This window comes from Hyphomicrobium sp., from assembly GCF_047600905.1.
In the GTDB taxonomy this organism is placed as follows: domain Bacteria; phylum Pseudomonadota; class Alphaproteobacteria; order Rhizobiales; family Hyphomicrobiaceae; genus Hyphomicrobium_B.
In genome coordinates this window covers 3,147,423-3,161,900 of record NZ_JASGKD010000001.1, presented here as the reverse complement: position 1 = coordinate 3,161,900, position 14,478 = coordinate 3,147,423, and the positions used below count along the sequence as shown (strand labels likewise).

Here is a 14,478-nt window from a genome sequence, read left to right as displayed (position 1 = left end):
CAATTGAAATCCTGGGGACCGGTGCCTCTAACCTCTCGTTGGGGAGCACGTTGGATGCCAAATAGGGTCCACCCGGTCTGCCGCAACTGAGAAGGATTACTGTAATGGCAAAAGTTATCGGTATTGACCTCGGCACGACCAATTCGTGCGTCGCCGTCATGGACGGCGGCAAGCCGAAGGTCCTCGAAAACGCCGAGGGCGCCAATACCACCCCGTCGATCGTTGCATTTACCGCCGATGACGAACGTCTCGTCGGCCTGCCGGCCAAACGCCAGGCGGTCACGAACCCCACCAACACGTTCTTCGCGATCAAGCGCCTGATCGGCCGCCGCTACGACGACCCTGAAGTCCAGAAGGACCAGAAACTCGTTCCGTTCAAGATCGTGAAGGGTGCCAACGGCGACGCCTGGGTCGAAAGCCACGGCAAGCAATATTCCCCGCAGCAGATCTCCGCTTTCATCCTGCAGAAGATGAAAGAGACCGCTGAAGCCAAGCTCGGCGAGAAGGTCACGCAGGCGGTCATCACCGTTCCCGCTTACTTCAACGACGCCCAGCGCCAGGCGACGAAAGACGCCGGCAAGATCGCGGGCCTTGAAGTCCTCCGCATCATCAACGAGCCGACGGCGGCAGCGCTCGCCTACGGCCTCGACAAGAAGAAGGACGCCAAGACGATCGCTGTCTACGACCTCGGCGGCGGCACCTTCGACGTTTCCATTCTCGAAATCGGCGACGGCGTCTTCGAAGTGAAGTCGACCAACGGCGACACGCACTTGGGCGGCGAAGACTTCGACATGGTCCTCGTCAGCTACCTCGCCGACGAGTTCAAGAAAGAGCAGGGCATCGACCTGCGCTCCGACAAGCTCGCGCTTCAGCGTCTGAAGGAAGCCGCCGAAAAGGCCAAGATCGAGCTGTCGAGCGCACCCTCGACCGAAATCAACCTGCCCTTCATCACCGCCGACGCAACCGGCCCGAAGCATCTGACGATGAAGCTGACGCGCGCCAAGCTCGAAAGCCTCGTCGATGGCCTGATCAACCGCACCAAAGCGCCTTGCGAAAAGGCTCTGAAGGACGCCGGCCTCAAGGCTGCCGAGATCGACGAAGTCGTTCTCGTCGGCGGCATGACGCGCATGCCGAAGGTTCAGGAAGTCGTCAAACAGCTGTTCGGCAAGGAGCCGCACAAGGGCGTCAACCCGGATGAAGTCGTCGCCATCGGCGCTGCGATCCAGGGCGGCGTTCTGCAGGGCGAGGTCAAGGACGTTCTCCTGCTCGACGTGACCCCGCTGTCGCTCGGCATCGAGACGCTGGGCGGCGTGTTCACGCGCCTGATCGACCGCAACACCACGATCCCGACGAAGAAGAGCCAGACCTTCTCGACCGCCGAAGACAGCCAGAACGCAGTCACCATCCGCGTCTTCCAGGGTGAGCGCGAAATGGCCGCCGACAACAAGATCCTCGGCCAGTTCGACCTCGTCGGCATTCCACCGGCGCCGCGCGGCGTGCCGCAGATCGAAGTCACCTTCGACATCGACGCCAACGGCATCGTCCACGTTTCCGCGAAGGACAAGGCGACGGGCAAGGAACAGTCGATCCGCATCCAGGCCTCGGGCGGCCTCTCCGACGCCGACATCGACAAGATGGTCAAGGACGCCGAAGCCCATGCCGCCGAGGACAAGAAGCGGCGTGAGCTGGTCGAGGTCCGCAACCAGACCGAAGCCCTGATCCACGGCACCGAGAAGTCGCTCGAAGAGAACGGCTCGATCCCGGCCGTCGCCGCGATCAAGGGCGAAGTCGAAGCCGCCATCACGGCTGCCAAGGACGCCATCGCCGGTGAAGATGCCGAAGCCATCCGCTCTGCCTCGACCGCGCTGACCCAGGTCGCCATGAAGATCGGCGAGGCCGTCTACACGGCTAAGGGTGGTGCCGAAGGCATGGGTGGCGCTGAAGCGTCGTCCGAGAATTCGTCCAGCGGCGACGACGTCGTCGATGCCGATTTCGAAGAAGTCAAAGACGACAAGAAGAAATCGGCTTAAGAGTCGAATCCAAGATTCGCCCTCAGGTTATCGTGGCACCCGCTTCTTTCCAGGTGCAACGCCCGGCCTGAGGGCGAAAAATTGAGATAATTGCTTGTTATTGTTGCGACTTTCGCAGCCCATCAACATGGCATCAACGGGTCATAGAACAGCGCATCATGGCTAAGCGCGATTACTACGAAGTCTTGGGCATCAAGCGGGTCGCCACCGAAATCGAAATAAAATCGGCTTACCGCTCGCTCGCGAAGGAATACCACCCGGATCGCAATGCCGGCGACAAAGAAGCCGAACGCCGCTTCAAGGAAGTCAACGAAGCCTACGAAGCGCTGAAAGATCCGCAGAAGCGCGCCGCCTATGATCAGTTCGGCCACGCTGCCTTCGAAGGCGGCATGGGTGGCCGCGGTGGCCCGGGCTTCGGCCCAGACTTCGCCTCCTCGATGTCCGACATCTTCGATGATCTCTTCGGCGACCTCATGGGCGGACGGCGCGGCCAGGCGCGCGGCGGCCGTTCCGGACGCGAAGCGGGCGCCGACCTCCGCTACAATCTCGAAATCTCGCTGACCGAAGCCTACACCGGCAAGACCGCGCAAATCCGCGTTCCCGCCAGCGTCAAATGCGAGACCTGCTCCGGTACGGGCGCCAAGCCCGGCACCAAAGCCAAAACCTGCACGACCTGCGGCGGCATCGGCAAAGTCCGCGCCAGCCAGGGCTTCTTTACCATCGAGCGCACCTGCCCGCATTGCCAGGGTCGCGGTGAGATGATCGACGATCCCTGTTCCGATTGCACCGGCTCCGGCCGCGTCCAGAAGGAACGGACGCTGTCGGTCAATATTCCGGCCGGCGTCGAGGACGGCACGCGCATCAGGCTCGCTGGCGAAGGCGAAGCCGGTCTTCGCGGCGGCACGCCCGGCGATCTTTACATCTTCCTGTCCATCAAGGCGCACGAGTTCTTTCAGCGCGATGGCGCCGACATCTTCTGCAAGGTGCCGATTTCGATGACGACGGCCGCGCTCGGCGGTCAGATCGACGTGCCCACACTCGAAGGCACGACCACGCGCGTGAAAATTCCCGAAGGCACCGAAAGCCGCAAGCAGTTCCGCCTGCGCGGCAAAGGCATGCCGGTGCTGCGCGCCAAAGTCTCCGGCGACATGTACATCGAGGTCGACGTCGAGACGCCGAAGAACCTCACGCGCAAGCAGCGCGAGCTTCTGGAAGAATTCGAACGCGCGAGCCATAAGGAAACGAGCCCCGAAAGCGCCGGCTTCTTCTCGCGCGTCAAAGAGTTCTTCGAAGGCAAGAGCGGCTGAGCCGTCGGCAAACCGCAACCTTGCCAAGGGCTCAAAAGCCGCTAGGGTCCGGCCGCAAACGCCTCTCGCTTTTACACCCGGACTTTGAATCCCGATGACCGACGCTTCTGCGCCCGACCCGCGTCTTCTCTTCTTCGCCGGCAGCGCCCGTCAGAACTCGTTCAACAAGCGCGTGGCGAAGCTCGGCGCCATGATCGCCGAAGCCAACAGCATTCCTTCGACCTTCGCCGACCTCGCCGACTATCCGATGCCGATCTACGACGGCGATCTCGAAGCCGCTTCCGGCCAGCCCGACAACGCTCACAAGCTCAAGAACCTGATGATGGCCCACACCGGCATTTTCATCGTCAGCCCGGAATACAACGCCTCGTTCACGCCGCTTCTGAAAAACACGCTCGACTGGATCAGTCACATCCGCGACGACGGCGAAGGCCCGCTCGAAGTCTTCCGCACGCGCGTCTTCGCGCTCGGTGCGGCCTCGAACGGCGGCATGGGCGGATTGCGCGGGCTTTCGCAACTGCGTCTGATGCTGGAACTTGGCACCGGCGCGTTCGTTCTGCCCAACCAGTTCTTGCTTCCGCGTGCTGCCGATGCCTTCGACGAACACGGACACCTGAAGAACAAGGACCAGACGGAGCAGTTCAAAGCCGTTATTCAAAGACTCGCGCGGGCGGCGCGCGTGCTGCACGGTTAAACAATTTGTTTACGTTTCGTTCCAGACGCGATCACTGCGTCAATTGAATCACAGCAACGAGTTTTCGGACGATCAATGGTTGTTAACAATTGATCGGTGAGTCAGAAATCTAGCTGCCCAGCTTGATTCGCTTCCGCTTAACGTATAAGTCGCGCGTCTTACGCACGCAGTTTCGCGTCGCGCTTTAGCCCGATAAACTGGGGACTAACATGGCACTGGATGCCTTGAGCGATTCTGGATTCCAAAATTGGGAAGGCGAAGTGGTTCGTCAATCTTTCTCGCACCTGAGCGAGCAGGACGCTAAAAGTAAACTTGTTGTCGCGCTAGATGCACCGACCGTTCCAGATGCTCGCAAGCTCTGCGCCAAACTTCGGGACAGCGCTGGAGTTTTCAAAGTTGGACTTGAGTTGGTGATGAGCAAAGGAGGTCTCGCATTTGCACGAGACCTCATCGAGGAAGAACATCAAGTCTTCCTGGACATGAAGCTCCTAGACATTGGAAACACCGTCGAACGAGCAGTCGCGAACGTGGCTAGCTCCGGGTTCCAATTTCTTACGGTGCATGCGACTAACCGCAAAACTCTTCGTGCTGCTGTCGCCGGAAGGAACAGTCAGCGAGAACAGAATCTAAAGCTACTTGCAGTGACTGTTCTTACAAGCTTTGATGAAAATGACTTGCGAGAGGAAGGCGTGTTTGGCCAGACGCCGCTGGAACTTGCAGTTCATCGCGCAAAAATGGCTGAAGAGGAAGGCTTTGACGGTGTCATCGCATCCGGTCACGAAGCAAAATCCATCAGACAAGTCACCAATTCAAATTTCATTATCAAGGTTCCGGGCATTCGCCCAGCAGGCAGCGAAATTGGCGATCAAACAAGGACTATGACCCCAGCAGAAGCGATGGAAGCTGGTGCGTCATACATTGTCGTCGGCCGTCCGATTTACAAAGCGAATGATCCGGCCGCCGTTGCCCGTCAGATTGTTCGCGAGATGTGCGCAGCGCGTATCAGCGATCGTCACTGATTCCAACCTGCCTCATCATCGCCCATCTCTCACCACGCCCAGCGCACACTTCACCGTTTACCTCTCCTTAACCGTCATTGGCGATCAACTGGGCGGTCCATGATGGTTAAGCGTTGGTGGGGTTCACGGACAGTATGCGTTGGCTTTGGTTCTTTACCCGGCAGATGCGCCTCGTCGCCATGGCGATCGCGGTCGCAATCCAAGCTCTGGCGCCGGTCGCGTCGGCCGACGAGCAGGCCGCCGAAAAGCCGCTGCCCTCCTCTGTCGAAGCAGCCCTTCTCCTCAAAGACATTCCGACCGGAGCCCCGGTCTACATCCGCGTCTTCAAGGAAGAATCCGAGCTCGAAGTCTGGAAGGCCCGCGACAACGGCCGCTATGCCCTCGTCAAAACGTTCCCGGTCTGCAATTGGGGCGGCACGCTCGGACCCAAGCGCACGATGGGCGATAGCATGTCGCCGGAGGGCTTCTACCGCGTGACGCCCGGCGCGCTGAAACCGGACAGCAAATACCATCTCGCCTTCAACATCGGCTATCCGAACGCTCTCGACCGCGCCCTCGGCCGCACCGGCAGCTTCATCATGGTGCACGGCGACTGCAAAAGCGTCGGCTGCTTTGCGATGTCGGATCAGGGCATCGAAGAGATCTACGCGTTTGTCCGAGATTCGCTCGCGGCCGGAGAATCCTCCGTGCCAGTCCACGTCTTCCCCTTCCGCATGACGGCGGCGAATATGGCCCGCCATGCCGACAATCCGGCGCGCGACACCTGGCAACCCCTGAAAGAAGCCTACGACGATTTTGCCCGCACGCGTGAGCGGCCTGAGATCGGCATGTGCGGCAGGCGCTATGTCGTCAATCCGCTGATGCCCGTCGGCGACGATCCGAACGCCGCCTGCCCGGCGCTCATCGGCAAGCGCCTCGCCCCGCTATCGCCGCGCATCAAAAAGCGTTTGGCGAAAGCCGATCCGGGTCTGGAGGCCAAGGGCCAGAAGCTCAAGGGTGTCCAAGTTGCGAGCCCCGGCTGGGAGGACTACATCCTCGGCACGACGTCGAGCACGCCGACAGCAAATCCCGCGCCGCGCAAGCAGTCGATCGCAACAAGCAGCGACACCTCCCTCGGCGCTCTCCAGTCGATCGCTAAATAGCGCCGCGAAAATCCCTCTTTCCGCCGCACTGGGTTGCCGAAACGGCATGCATCCGGCTATGGCTGCCCCGTCCGGACACCCGCGCATGCCGCGTTCAAGGAAAGAGAAGCCAATGCCCAAGGGATACGTTATCGCCCGCTCCATCGTCACCGACCCAGATAAGTGGGCTCAGTACGCCGCTAAGACGAAGGCCGCTCTCGACAAGTTCGAAGGCAAGCCCATCGCCCGGGGCGGCAAAAGCGAAACCATCGAAGGCGAGGGCGTGGCCCGTAATGTCATCCTCGAGTTCCCGAGCTACGAACACGCAAAAGGGTACGCCACTTCGTCCGAATATGCCGAGGCAAAAGCCCTTCGCCAGGGCGCCGGTACCATGCACATGACCATCGTCGAGGGTGTTTGACGTCGACCCCGACAATTGGCTGGATGCCGACCTCCGTCGGCATGACGGAAGTTGAGAGACAGGCAAGCTCCAGCAATGTCATGCTCGGGCTTGTCCCGAGCATCCATCGGGCAATAACGCGATTGCACGATGGATCCTCGGCATGAAGCCGAGGATGACAACATAAATGGCCCACTTCCCGACCAGCGACGGACGGCCACCCTGGCGAGCGCAGGTGCTGACGCTGTTTCCGGAGATGTTTCCGGGGCCGCTCGGTATCTCGCTGCTCGGACAGGCGCTCGAAGCTCAAATCTGGTCGCTCGACACCATTCAAATTCGCGACTTCGGTTTGGGCCGCCATCGTCAGGTCGATGACACGCCCGCAGGCGGCGGCGCCGGCATGGTGCTGCGCGCCGACGTCTTGGGCCCTGCGCTCGATCATGCCCGCGAACGCTCGCCCGATGCGCCGCTGATCTATCTGTCGCCGCGCGGCACGCCTCTGACCCAGAAACTCGCCCGCGACCTCGCCGAAGGGCCGGGTGTAACGCTGCTCGCCGGCCGCTTCGAAGGCGTCGATCAGCGCGTCATCGACGCGCAAGGCCTGCGCGAAATATCGATTGGCGACTACGTGCTGGCCGGTGGCGAGGTCGCCGCCATGGTCCTGATCGAGGCCTGCGTTCGCCTCCTCCCCGGCGTCCTCGGCGCCAGCGAAAGCCTGACGAGCGAAAGCTTCGAGACGGGACTGCTCGAATATCCGCAGTACACCAAACCCCGCGAATGGCAGGGGCGCGCCATTCCCGACATTCTGCTCTCCGGCGATCATAAGAAAATCGCGGACTGGCGGCAGCGCCAGTCGGAAGCCCTGACGGCCGCCCGCCGCCCGGATCTTATTGATCCCACCCGCTCCCGAAAGTGAGAGCCGGTCACCGCTTCGCCTTTGCACGGCCAGGATTTCTTGGGCAAATACCGCGGGGGAAAGATTCGCTGGCCGTGCCACCGGCCATGCGGACGGAACTCTCGGCACGTGCGCGTGACCAATCGAGAGACGGCAATGGGAAGCTATAAAAAACTGCTCGCTGGCGTATCGGCTGCGATGCTGCTCGCATGCCCTGCGATGGCCGATCCGATGCCGGCCGAGCCGGCGCACCCGGACGCAGCTGCGGTTCCGCAGAATGCAGCAACAGCAGAGCCCGCCGCGACGCCGCCTGTGGAGCCTGCTCCCGTCGCCGCTGCGCCTCAAATCCAGGATGACCCGGTGCTGACGGCCGCGCGCGCCAAGCTTGCCGCCGAACCTGCCGCCGACGACGAGCACGACCTCAAGGATCAAAAGGCGCTCGTCGATTTCTACGCCGCCCGCCACGGCGAAGCCCTGTGGGTGACGGCATCAGGCGTGAAGCTCGAGGCCAAGGCGCTTGCCGCTGAAATTGCAAACGCCGGCAATTACGCGCTCGACGTCGCGCGCTTCAAGCTTCCCACGCTCGCCGACGGCGCACTCTCGATGACGGACACCGACTCCCTCGCCGACGCCGAGATCATGTATTCGAAGGCAGCCCTGCTCTACGCCCGCGACGCGCGCGGCGGCCGCATTCCCGATCCCTCCGAGCAGCTGACGACGAACCTTGATCGCCGCCCGCAATGGATCGACCCGAAAATCATCATCGAGGCGCTCGCGGCCACCCATGAGCCGGACGCCTATCTGCGCAGCCTCGAGCCGCAACAGCCGCAGTTCGAGAAGCTGCGCCAGATCTATCTGACGATGCTGCCGAAGGACGGCAGCGGACGCTTGAGCCCAGCGGCCAAACGCATTCGCGCCAACATGGAAGAGTGGCGCTGGATGTGGCCCAACATGGGCGATTTCTACGTCCTGAATAACGTCCCCGAGTTCATGCAGTATGTTTACAAGGACGGCCAGATCGTTCGCTCCGAAAAGATCGTCGCCGGCCTCGTCGACAAGCAGACGACGATCTTTTCACGGCCATTGAAATATGTGGTGCTGCGCCCCGCATGGCGCGTGCCCGAAAGCATCATGGTCAACGAGCTTTGGCCGAACCTCATCCGCGGCGGCGGCATGATGGGCAAGTACGGCCTGCAGATCCGCACCAAGGACGGCGCCCGCGTCATCGACTGGCGGCAGACCGACTGGGGCTCGACCGACATCCGTAATTACGAAGTCCTGCAGCCGCCGGGATCGAAGAGCGTGCTCGGGCACGTGAAGTTCTCGTTCCCGAGCCAGCACACGATCTTCATGCACGACACGCCGGACAAATGGATGTTCAAACCCGCGACCCGTGCGCTCAGCCACGGCTGCCTCCGCGTCTGGAAGCCGATGGAACTCGCCAAGATGATCCTCAAAGAGGATAAGGGCTGGGATGCCGCCAAGGTCGATGAACTCGATCGCTCCGGCCCGCTCAACAACGAGATTCCGATCACCAAGGAAATCCCGATTCACATCGTCTACTTCACCGCCTGGGTGACCGACGACGGCAAGCTGAAAACCTTCTCCGACATCTACGGCCACGAAAAGCGCATCACCCAGGCGCTCGACGGCCAATGGAACAGGATCAACAAGGGCCGCGACCATCTCGCGCCCGTAGAGCCCGACTTCAACCCCGAGGCCTTGGCTGCCAAGAGCCGCAATATCGATGACGACGACGACCGCTATCCCGCCAGCAAAAATGCAACGCTCGGCAATATCATCGGCAACGCCCTCGGCTTAGACTACTGACGTTGCAGCGAAATTTTCGCCGCTAGCGTGATCACACGCTGAAATCGGCGCTTTCTGCGTATACGAACTAATCGGTGGATAACTTGGAACGCGGCAGCGACTCCCGCATCGCAACGTGATCAGTTGCTTGCGCAAGTAAGTTGGTTCCTCAATTTTGAGAAAGTGAGTAACTGTCATGGCTCAGAATGAGAAAACGTCTGCCCGAGTAAGTTCGATAGCCTCGAAAGCGCTATCGAACCCCCAGTCTCTAAACTCTGAAGAGATCAAAGAGCTTGCAGCGTCAGTGTTGTCGCAATCTCCAGATCATCAGAGATCGCAGCAAAATGCCCAGAACCAGCAAAATCAGCCGAACCAGCAGAACCAGGGGCAGCAAAAGCGTTAGTTCCGCGTTCTACTTCCGTCAGCCTTTCGATCGAAAGGACGCAGCGAGTGGGTATCGTCATGATCCCGCTCGCTTGTGCTTTTTCGGGGTATTCGAGATCGCCGACGCTCTGGCAAATGACCTTGACGTCGAGAGTGTCCCGCACAAGCCATCCGACCGTCGCGACTTCCACCGGCCGGGCCTCTGGCAGCGCCGACAGATAACGCCACTGGCCGCTGGGCTGCCGGCTGTCGAGCCAACGAATGATGACGAGCGGGCAGTCGGCCATTCCCACCTCCGAGTGTGATTCGCGCCTTAGAAGCATAGCAGATGGAACGGTCTCTATGTCCGTTCGAGGCTTAAGAGATTGATCGCGCCTGTGCGACTGTGGCAATTCGAATCTGTCCCACGCAACCTAGCTTAGCACTCCCCCTCCAGCAGCGTCTTTGATGCGCTTCACATTCCAACGCGCTTTGAAGTAATGGGCGATGGCCAGCAGAAATGGTAGGCCCAGAAGCGGAAGAAAATTGTGCCGGACATCCGGTGGGATCCATCCAAAATAGATTCCCAGTTTCCCGAGCGACGAAATGAAAAAGAGCGTAGCGCCCAGGACCCGCGCGACTTGTACCTTCCTCTGCGCCCGCTCGAGCTCCGAGCCGAAAAAGGCCCCTGATGCCGGGCGGCGCGTGAACCAGTAGAAAAGAAGCTCCGAACCTAGGATGAGTCCGAAACAGAGGATGAATGCGATCTGCGTCGTCATTGCAGGATCTCCTTTGAAGAGTTGCGGTTCTCCAAACTCCGCCGTTCTCTTGGCCCGCCGCAGTTCCGCTGATGACACCCCGGGCTTCGGGCCGTGCGACGAGGATGCCGCGCCAACGTCTCCGCCTCGCCCACCCCACTCGACAAATGCGGCCTCTTCGGCTATCACCCGCGCCAACGATATTCCCCCTCAAACGGGTTGCCCTTCGGGGTTGCATGACCGGCTCGGGTCGTCAAAGACGCCAAGCCGATCCTCTGCTTCATCAAAAAACGAAATGGAATCAACAAGATGAACCTTATCCAGCAGCTCGAGCGCGAGCAGATGGACGCTATTCTCGCCAAGCGAGGCGTCCCCGAATTTGGCCCTGGCGACACCGTCAAGGTGATGGTGAAAGTCGTCGAAGCCGCCGAAGCCGACCCCAAAGACAAGAAAAAGAAGGTCGAGAAAGAACCGACCGTCCGCTTCCAGGCCTACGAGGGCGTCGTCATCGCCCGCTCCGGCGCCGGCCTCAACGAGAACTTCACGGTCCGCAAGATCTCCTACGGCGAAGGCGTCGAGCGTGTTTTCCCGATCTATTCGCCCTTCATTGCCGAGATCGAGGTTCTTCGCCGCGGCAAGGTCCGCCGTGCGAAGCTTTACTATCTCCGTGGCCGCCGCGGTAAGGCCGCCCGCATTTTCGAGCGCACCGACGCTCGTGCCCGCCGCCTGAACGCCGCCTGGAAGGGCTTCAAGAAGCCGAAGGGTGAGGCTGAGGATCTGACGCAGATCAAAGGCATCGACGTCGATCTGCAGAACCGCCTGAAGCAGCTCAACGCCTACAAGATCGAGCAGATCGCGAACCTCTCGGATGAGGATATCGCCAACCTCGACGAGACGCTGAACCTCAAGGGCGCGATCGAGAAACAGGATTGGGTCGGTCAGGCCCAGCGGCTGCTCGCCGAGATCACCGCCGCCGAGGTCCCTGCCGAAGAAGCGAAGTAATCGCCGCCTCCGCAAGATTTGCCGAAAGTGCAAAGCGCCGGGAATTCCCGGCGCTTTTTGCTTGGGTGTCGCAACGATCGGCCACGTATTTCATTGGCGCCGGTTTCGCACTACATATACTGGCGAAAACAGCCCCGCCGTGGAGTTCCATGTCCAACATCGAAGTCACCAAAACAGCCAGCCGCGACGGCAAGATCCCGCTGCATGGCCCGGACGCTTTCGCGGCAATGCGCAAGGCGGGCCGGTTGGCGGCCGAAGCGCTCGACATGCTCGTACCCGTCGTTCAGCCCGGCGTCACCACGGCTGAAATCGACGAGCTTGTGCTCTCTTTCGCGCTCGACCACGGCGCCATTCCCGCGACGCTGAACTATCGCGGCTACCGCTATTCCACCTGCACCTCGATCAATCACGTCGTTTGCCATGGCATGCCGAACGACAAGCCGCTGCGCACCGGCGACATCGTCAACATCGATGTCACGCTGATCGTCGATGGCTGGCACGGCGACACCAGCCGCATGTACCCGGTCGGCGAGGTCTCTCGCCGCGCCGAACGGCTGATGCATGTCACCTATGAATCGCTGATGCGCGGCATCGCCGTCGTGAAACCCGGCAACACCACCGGCGACATCGGCGCCGCCATTCAGCGCTTCGCCGAAGGCGAGCGCTGCAGCGTCGTCCGCGACTTCTGCGGCCATGGCCTCGGCCGCGTCTTCCACGACCGTCCGAACATCCTGCACTACGGCGATCCGGGCGAAGGCACCGTGCTCGAGCCCGGCATGCTCTTCACCATCGAGCCGATGATCAACCTCGGCAAGCCGCACGTGAAGATCCTGGCCGACGGCTGGACGGCCGTCACGCGCGACCGCGAGCTCTCCGCCCAGTTCGAGCACACGGTGGGCGTCACTGAAACCGGCTGCGAGATCTTCACGGAATCGCCCGCCGGCTATCACTACCCGCCGTACGCCGCATAATCGGGAGTAAAGGCGATGTCGCGTTCCGGGGGGTCTCGCGACAGGACAAGCGCCGAAGAGCAGCCGACATTCTTTGCCCCGGCGAATGAGAAGCCGAAAAACGAACCCGACGACCGCCACGGCCATCGCCGCCGTCTGCGCGAACGATTTCAGAATGGCGGCGCCGATGCGGTGCCGGACTACGAACTCCTCGAAATGATCCTGTTCCGCGCCTTTCCGCGGATCGATACCAAGCCGATTGCCAAGCGCCTGCTAACGAGGTTCGGATCGTTCGCCGAAGTCGTTTCCGCTCAACCCGAACGACTGAAGGAAATCGAAGGCGTCGGCGACCGCGCCGTCGAAGAATTAAAACTGATCAAGGCCGCCGCCGAGCGCCTGACCAAAGGCGAGATCAAGTCGCGCTCGGCTTTGACCTCGTGGAGCGGCGTCATCGATTACCTGCGCCTCGCGCAAGGCTTCGAAACACGCGAGCAGTTCCGCATTCTGTTCCTCGACAAAAAGAACCAGCTCATCGCCGACGAGGTGCAGGGACACGGCACGGTCGATCACACACCCGTCTACGTCCGCGAAGTGGTGAAGCGCGCGCTCGAATTATCAGCGACCGCGATCATCCTTGTGCACAATCATCCCTCCGGCGATCCGACACCATCGCGCGCCGACATCGACATGACGAAACAGATCATCGATGCTGCTCGGCCTTTGGGCGTCACCGTCCACGATCACGTCATCGTTGGCCGCAACGGCCACGCGAGTTTGAAGGCGCTGAAGCTGATCTAGGCGCCGCTGAATTTATCGATCTCACTAACATCCCGCGTATCCCGCATCGTCGCGTAGACGATCAGCGACAGCGCGATGCAGCCCGAAACGTACCAGTAGAAATACGTTTCATGCCCAGCTTGCTTCAGCCAAAGCGCCACCCATTCCGCGGTACCGCCGAACAGCGCAACCGTCAGCGCGTAAGGCAGGCCGACGCCCAGCGCCCGGATCGAGGTTGGAAAAAGCTCTGCCTTCACGACTGCATTGATCGCCGTATAGCAGGACACGATCGCAAGTCCTGCGACGACGAGCAGAAACGCATCCCACGCATCGCGCACGCGCGCGAGCTCCGTCAAAATCGGCACCGTCGTGAGCGTGCCAAGAATGCCGAAAGTAATCAGCACCGGCCGCCGGCCGATCCTGTCGGACAGCGCGCCGACGACGGGCTGCAGAAGCATGTAAACGAACAAAGCCGACGCCGAGATCAGCGTCGCCGTGTCTTTCGAAAACCCCGCCGTGTTGACCAGGAATTTCTGCATGTAGGTCGTGTAGGTATAGAACGCCAGCGTCCCGCCCATCGTCAGGCCGATGACGATGGCGACTTCACGCGGATGCTGCAGCAGCGCCGACAGCGAACCCTCGCGCCGTTTCGCGCGCGTAAACGATTCCGTCTCGTAGAGATCGCGCCGCATGACGAAGGCGATAAGCGCGAGCAGCGCTCCGATCGCGAACGGGATCCGCCAGCCCCACGTCTCAAGCTGCCCGGCCGTCAGCACCAGCTTCTGCAGCACGATCAGGACCAGCATCGCCGTCAGCTGACCGCCGATCAAAGTCACGTACTGGAAGCTCGAATAGAAGCCGCGATGCTTCGCTGTCGCCATCTCGGAAAGATAGGTCGCGCTCGTTCCGTACTCGCCACCGAGGCTCAATCCTTGGATCATGCGCGCGATGAGAAGAATGACCGGCGCCGCGACCCCGATCGTTGCGTAAACGGGCGTCACCGCGATCATCGCCGAGCCGAAGCACATCAACAGCACCGACGCCGTCAGCGAAATGCGCCGCCCATGCCGGTCGGCCATCCGCCCGAACAGCCACGCCCCGATCGGCCGCATCAGAAAGCCGACGGCAAAGATCGCCGCCGTGTTCAGAAGCTGCGCCGTCTGATCGCCCTCCGGAAAGAAGGCTTTGGCGAAATAAAGCGAAAAGGCTGCGTAAACGTAGAAGTCGTACCACTCGACCAGATTGCCCGACGAGCCGATCAGGATGGCTCTGATTCGCTGGCCGAAGCTCAGGCCCGGCGCGGCCTTGGCATCCTGCACGCTGGCTTTCCCCCTTGTTTTTCCGCAACCTTAG

14 protein-coding genes are annotated in these 14,478 nt (G+C 61.1%); 11 read left to right on the top strand and 3 right to left on the bottom strand.

Features of this window, described 5'->3' with window-relative positions; genetic code table 11:
- Positions 1-104: 104 nt before the first annotated feature.
- The 8 genes from dnaK (at position 105) to QM780_RS15175 (ending at position 9,296) form a co-directional block, all read left to right on the top strand.
- Positions 105-2,030, top strand: coding sequence for a molecular chaperone DnaK (dnaK, locus tag QM780_RS15210; protein ID WP_415071289.1), 1,926 nt, complete (start codon positions 105-107; stop codon positions 2,028-2,030).
- Positions 2,031-2,188: 158 nt separating this feature from the next.
- Positions 2,189-3,337, top strand: a complete 1,149-nt coding sequence (gene dnaJ, locus QM780_RS15205; RefSeq protein ID WP_415071288.1) for a molecular chaperone DnaJ — start codon at positions 2,189-2,191, stop codon at positions 3,335-3,337.
- 94 nt (positions 3,338-3,431) lie between these two features.
- Positions 3,432-4,031 (top strand): NADPH-dependent FMN reductase, encoded by a 600-nt coding sequence (locus QM780_RS15200; RefSeq protein WP_415071287.1) that lies wholly within the window; start codon positions 3,432-3,434, stop codon positions 4,029-4,031.
- A gap of 209 nt (positions 4,032-4,240) precedes the next feature.
- Positions 4,241-5,050 (top strand): orotidine-5'-phosphate decarboxylase, encoded by an 810-nt coding sequence (pyrF, locus tag QM780_RS15195; RefSeq protein WP_415071286.1) that lies wholly within the window; start codon positions 4,241-4,243, stop codon positions 5,048-5,050.
- Between the two features lie 134 nt (positions 5,051-5,184).
- A complete protein-coding gene (locus QM780_RS15190) occupies positions 5,185-6,192 on the top strand; it encodes a L,D-transpeptidase family protein (RefSeq protein ID WP_415071285.1) in 1,008 nt (335 codons plus the stop codon).
- A gap of 112 nt (positions 6,193-6,304) precedes the next feature.
- Positions 6,305-6,592: a DUF1330 domain-containing protein gene (locus QM780_RS15185; RefSeq protein WP_415071284.1), complete on the top strand. Its 288-nt coding sequence runs from the start codon at positions 6,305-6,307 to the stop codon at positions 6,590-6,592.
- Between the two features lie 166 nt (positions 6,593-6,758).
- Complete coding sequence (trmD, locus tag QM780_RS15180) at positions 6,759-7,487, top strand: tRNA (guanosine(37)-N1)-methyltransferase TrmD (RefSeq protein WP_415071283.1); 729 nt, start codon at positions 6,759-6,761, stop codon at positions 7,485-7,487.
- A 135-nt stretch (positions 7,488-7,622) separates the two neighbouring features.
- A complete protein-coding gene (locus QM780_RS15175) occupies positions 7,623-9,296 on the top strand; it encodes a L,D-transpeptidase family protein (protein ID WP_415071282.1) in 1,674 nt (557 codons plus the stop codon).
- 263 nt (positions 9,297-9,559) lie between these two features.
- Here the strand turns inward: QM780_RS15175 and QM780_RS15170 are convergent, their stop codons facing one another.
- Both QM780_RS15170 and QM780_RS15165 read right to left on the bottom strand, forming a co-directional pair.
- The gene (locus tag QM780_RS15170) at positions 9,560-9,952 is read right to left on the bottom strand and encodes a hypothetical protein (protein WP_415071281.1); all 393 of its coding nucleotides are present in this window, start codon (positions 9,950-9,952) and stop codon (positions 9,560-9,562) included.
- A gap of 120 nt (positions 9,953-10,072) precedes the next feature.
- The gene (locus QM780_RS15165; RefSeq protein ID WP_415071280.1) at positions 10,073-10,417 is read right to left on the bottom strand and encodes a hypothetical protein; all 345 of its coding nucleotides are present in this window, start codon (positions 10,415-10,417) and stop codon (positions 10,073-10,075) included.
- A gap of 288 nt (positions 10,418-10,705) precedes the next feature.
- Here QM780_RS15165 and rplS point away from each other — a divergent pair, with 288 nt between their 5' ends.
- From rplS to radC, 3 genes are all read left to right on the top strand, one after another.
- Positions 10,706-11,398, top strand: a complete 693-nt coding sequence (rplS, locus tag QM780_RS15160; protein ID WP_415071279.1) for a 50S ribosomal protein L19 — start codon at positions 10,706-10,708, stop codon at positions 11,396-11,398.
- 149 nt (positions 11,399-11,547) lie between these two features.
- Positions 11,548-12,369: a type I methionyl aminopeptidase gene (gene map / locus QM780_RS15155; RefSeq protein ID WP_415071278.1), complete on the top strand. Its 822-nt coding sequence runs from the start codon at positions 11,548-11,550 to the stop codon at positions 12,367-12,369.
- 15 nt (positions 12,370-12,384) lie between these two features.
- Positions 12,385-13,146 carry a RadC family protein gene (radC, locus tag QM780_RS15150; protein WP_415071277.1) on the top strand — a complete coding sequence of 254 codons (762 nt, stop codon included), beginning with the start codon at positions 12,385-12,387 and terminating at the stop codon, positions 13,144-13,146.
- Here radC and QM780_RS15145 read toward each other — a convergent pair.
- Positions 13,143-14,444: an MFS transporter gene (locus QM780_RS15145; protein ID WP_415071276.1), complete on the bottom strand. Its 1,302-nt coding sequence runs from the start codon at positions 14,442-14,444 to the stop codon at positions 13,143-13,145. The genes radC and QM780_RS15145 overlap by 4 nt on opposite strands.
- Between the last annotated feature and the right edge of the window lie 34 nt (positions 14,445-14,478).

Excerpts from the sequence above, each read along its gene's own strand:
- radC (WP_415071277.1), top strand. The coding sequence starts at position 12,385 with ATGTCGCGTTCCGGGGGGTCTCGCGACAGGACAAGCGCCGAAGAGCAG.
- QM780_RS15190 (WP_415071285.1), top strand. The coding sequence starts at position 5,185 with ATGCGTTGGCTTTGGTTCTTTACCCGGCAGATGCGCCTCGTCGCCATG.
- map (WP_415071278.1), top strand. The coding sequence starts at position 11,548 with ATGTCCAACATCGAAGTCACCAAAACAGCCAGCCGCGACGGCAAGATC.
- QM780_RS15165 (WP_415071280.1), bottom strand. The coding sequence starts at position 10,417 with ATGACGACGCAGATCGCATTCATCCTCTGTTTCGGACTCATCCTAGGT.
- QM780_RS15175 (WP_415071282.1), top strand. The coding sequence starts at position 7,623 with ATGGGAAGCTATAAAAAACTGCTCGCTGGCGTATCGGCTGCGATGCTG.
- dnaJ (WP_415071288.1), top strand. The coding sequence starts at position 2,189 with ATGGCTAAGCGCGATTACTACGAAGTCTTGGGCATCAAGCGGGTCGCC.
- QM780_RS15200 (WP_415071287.1), top strand. The coding sequence starts at position 3,432 with ATGACCGACGCTTCTGCGCCCGACCCGCGTCTTCTCTTCTTCGCCGGC.
- pyrF (WP_415071286.1), top strand. The coding sequence starts at position 4,241 with ATGGCACTGGATGCCTTGAGCGATTCTGGATTCCAAAATTGGGAAGGC.
- dnaK (WP_415071289.1), top strand. The coding sequence starts at position 105 with ATGGCAAAAGTTATCGGTATTGACCTCGGCACGACCAATTCGTGCGTC.
- QM780_RS15185 (WP_415071284.1), top strand. The coding sequence starts at position 6,305 with ATGCCCAAGGGATACGTTATCGCCCGCTCCATCGTCACCGACCCAGAT.
- rplS (WP_415071279.1), top strand. The coding sequence starts at position 10,706 with ATGAACCTTATCCAGCAGCTCGAGCGCGAGCAGATGGACGCTATTCTC.
- trmD (WP_415071283.1), top strand. The coding sequence starts at position 6,759 with ATGGCCCACTTCCCGACCAGCGACGGACGGCCACCCTGGCGAGCGCAG.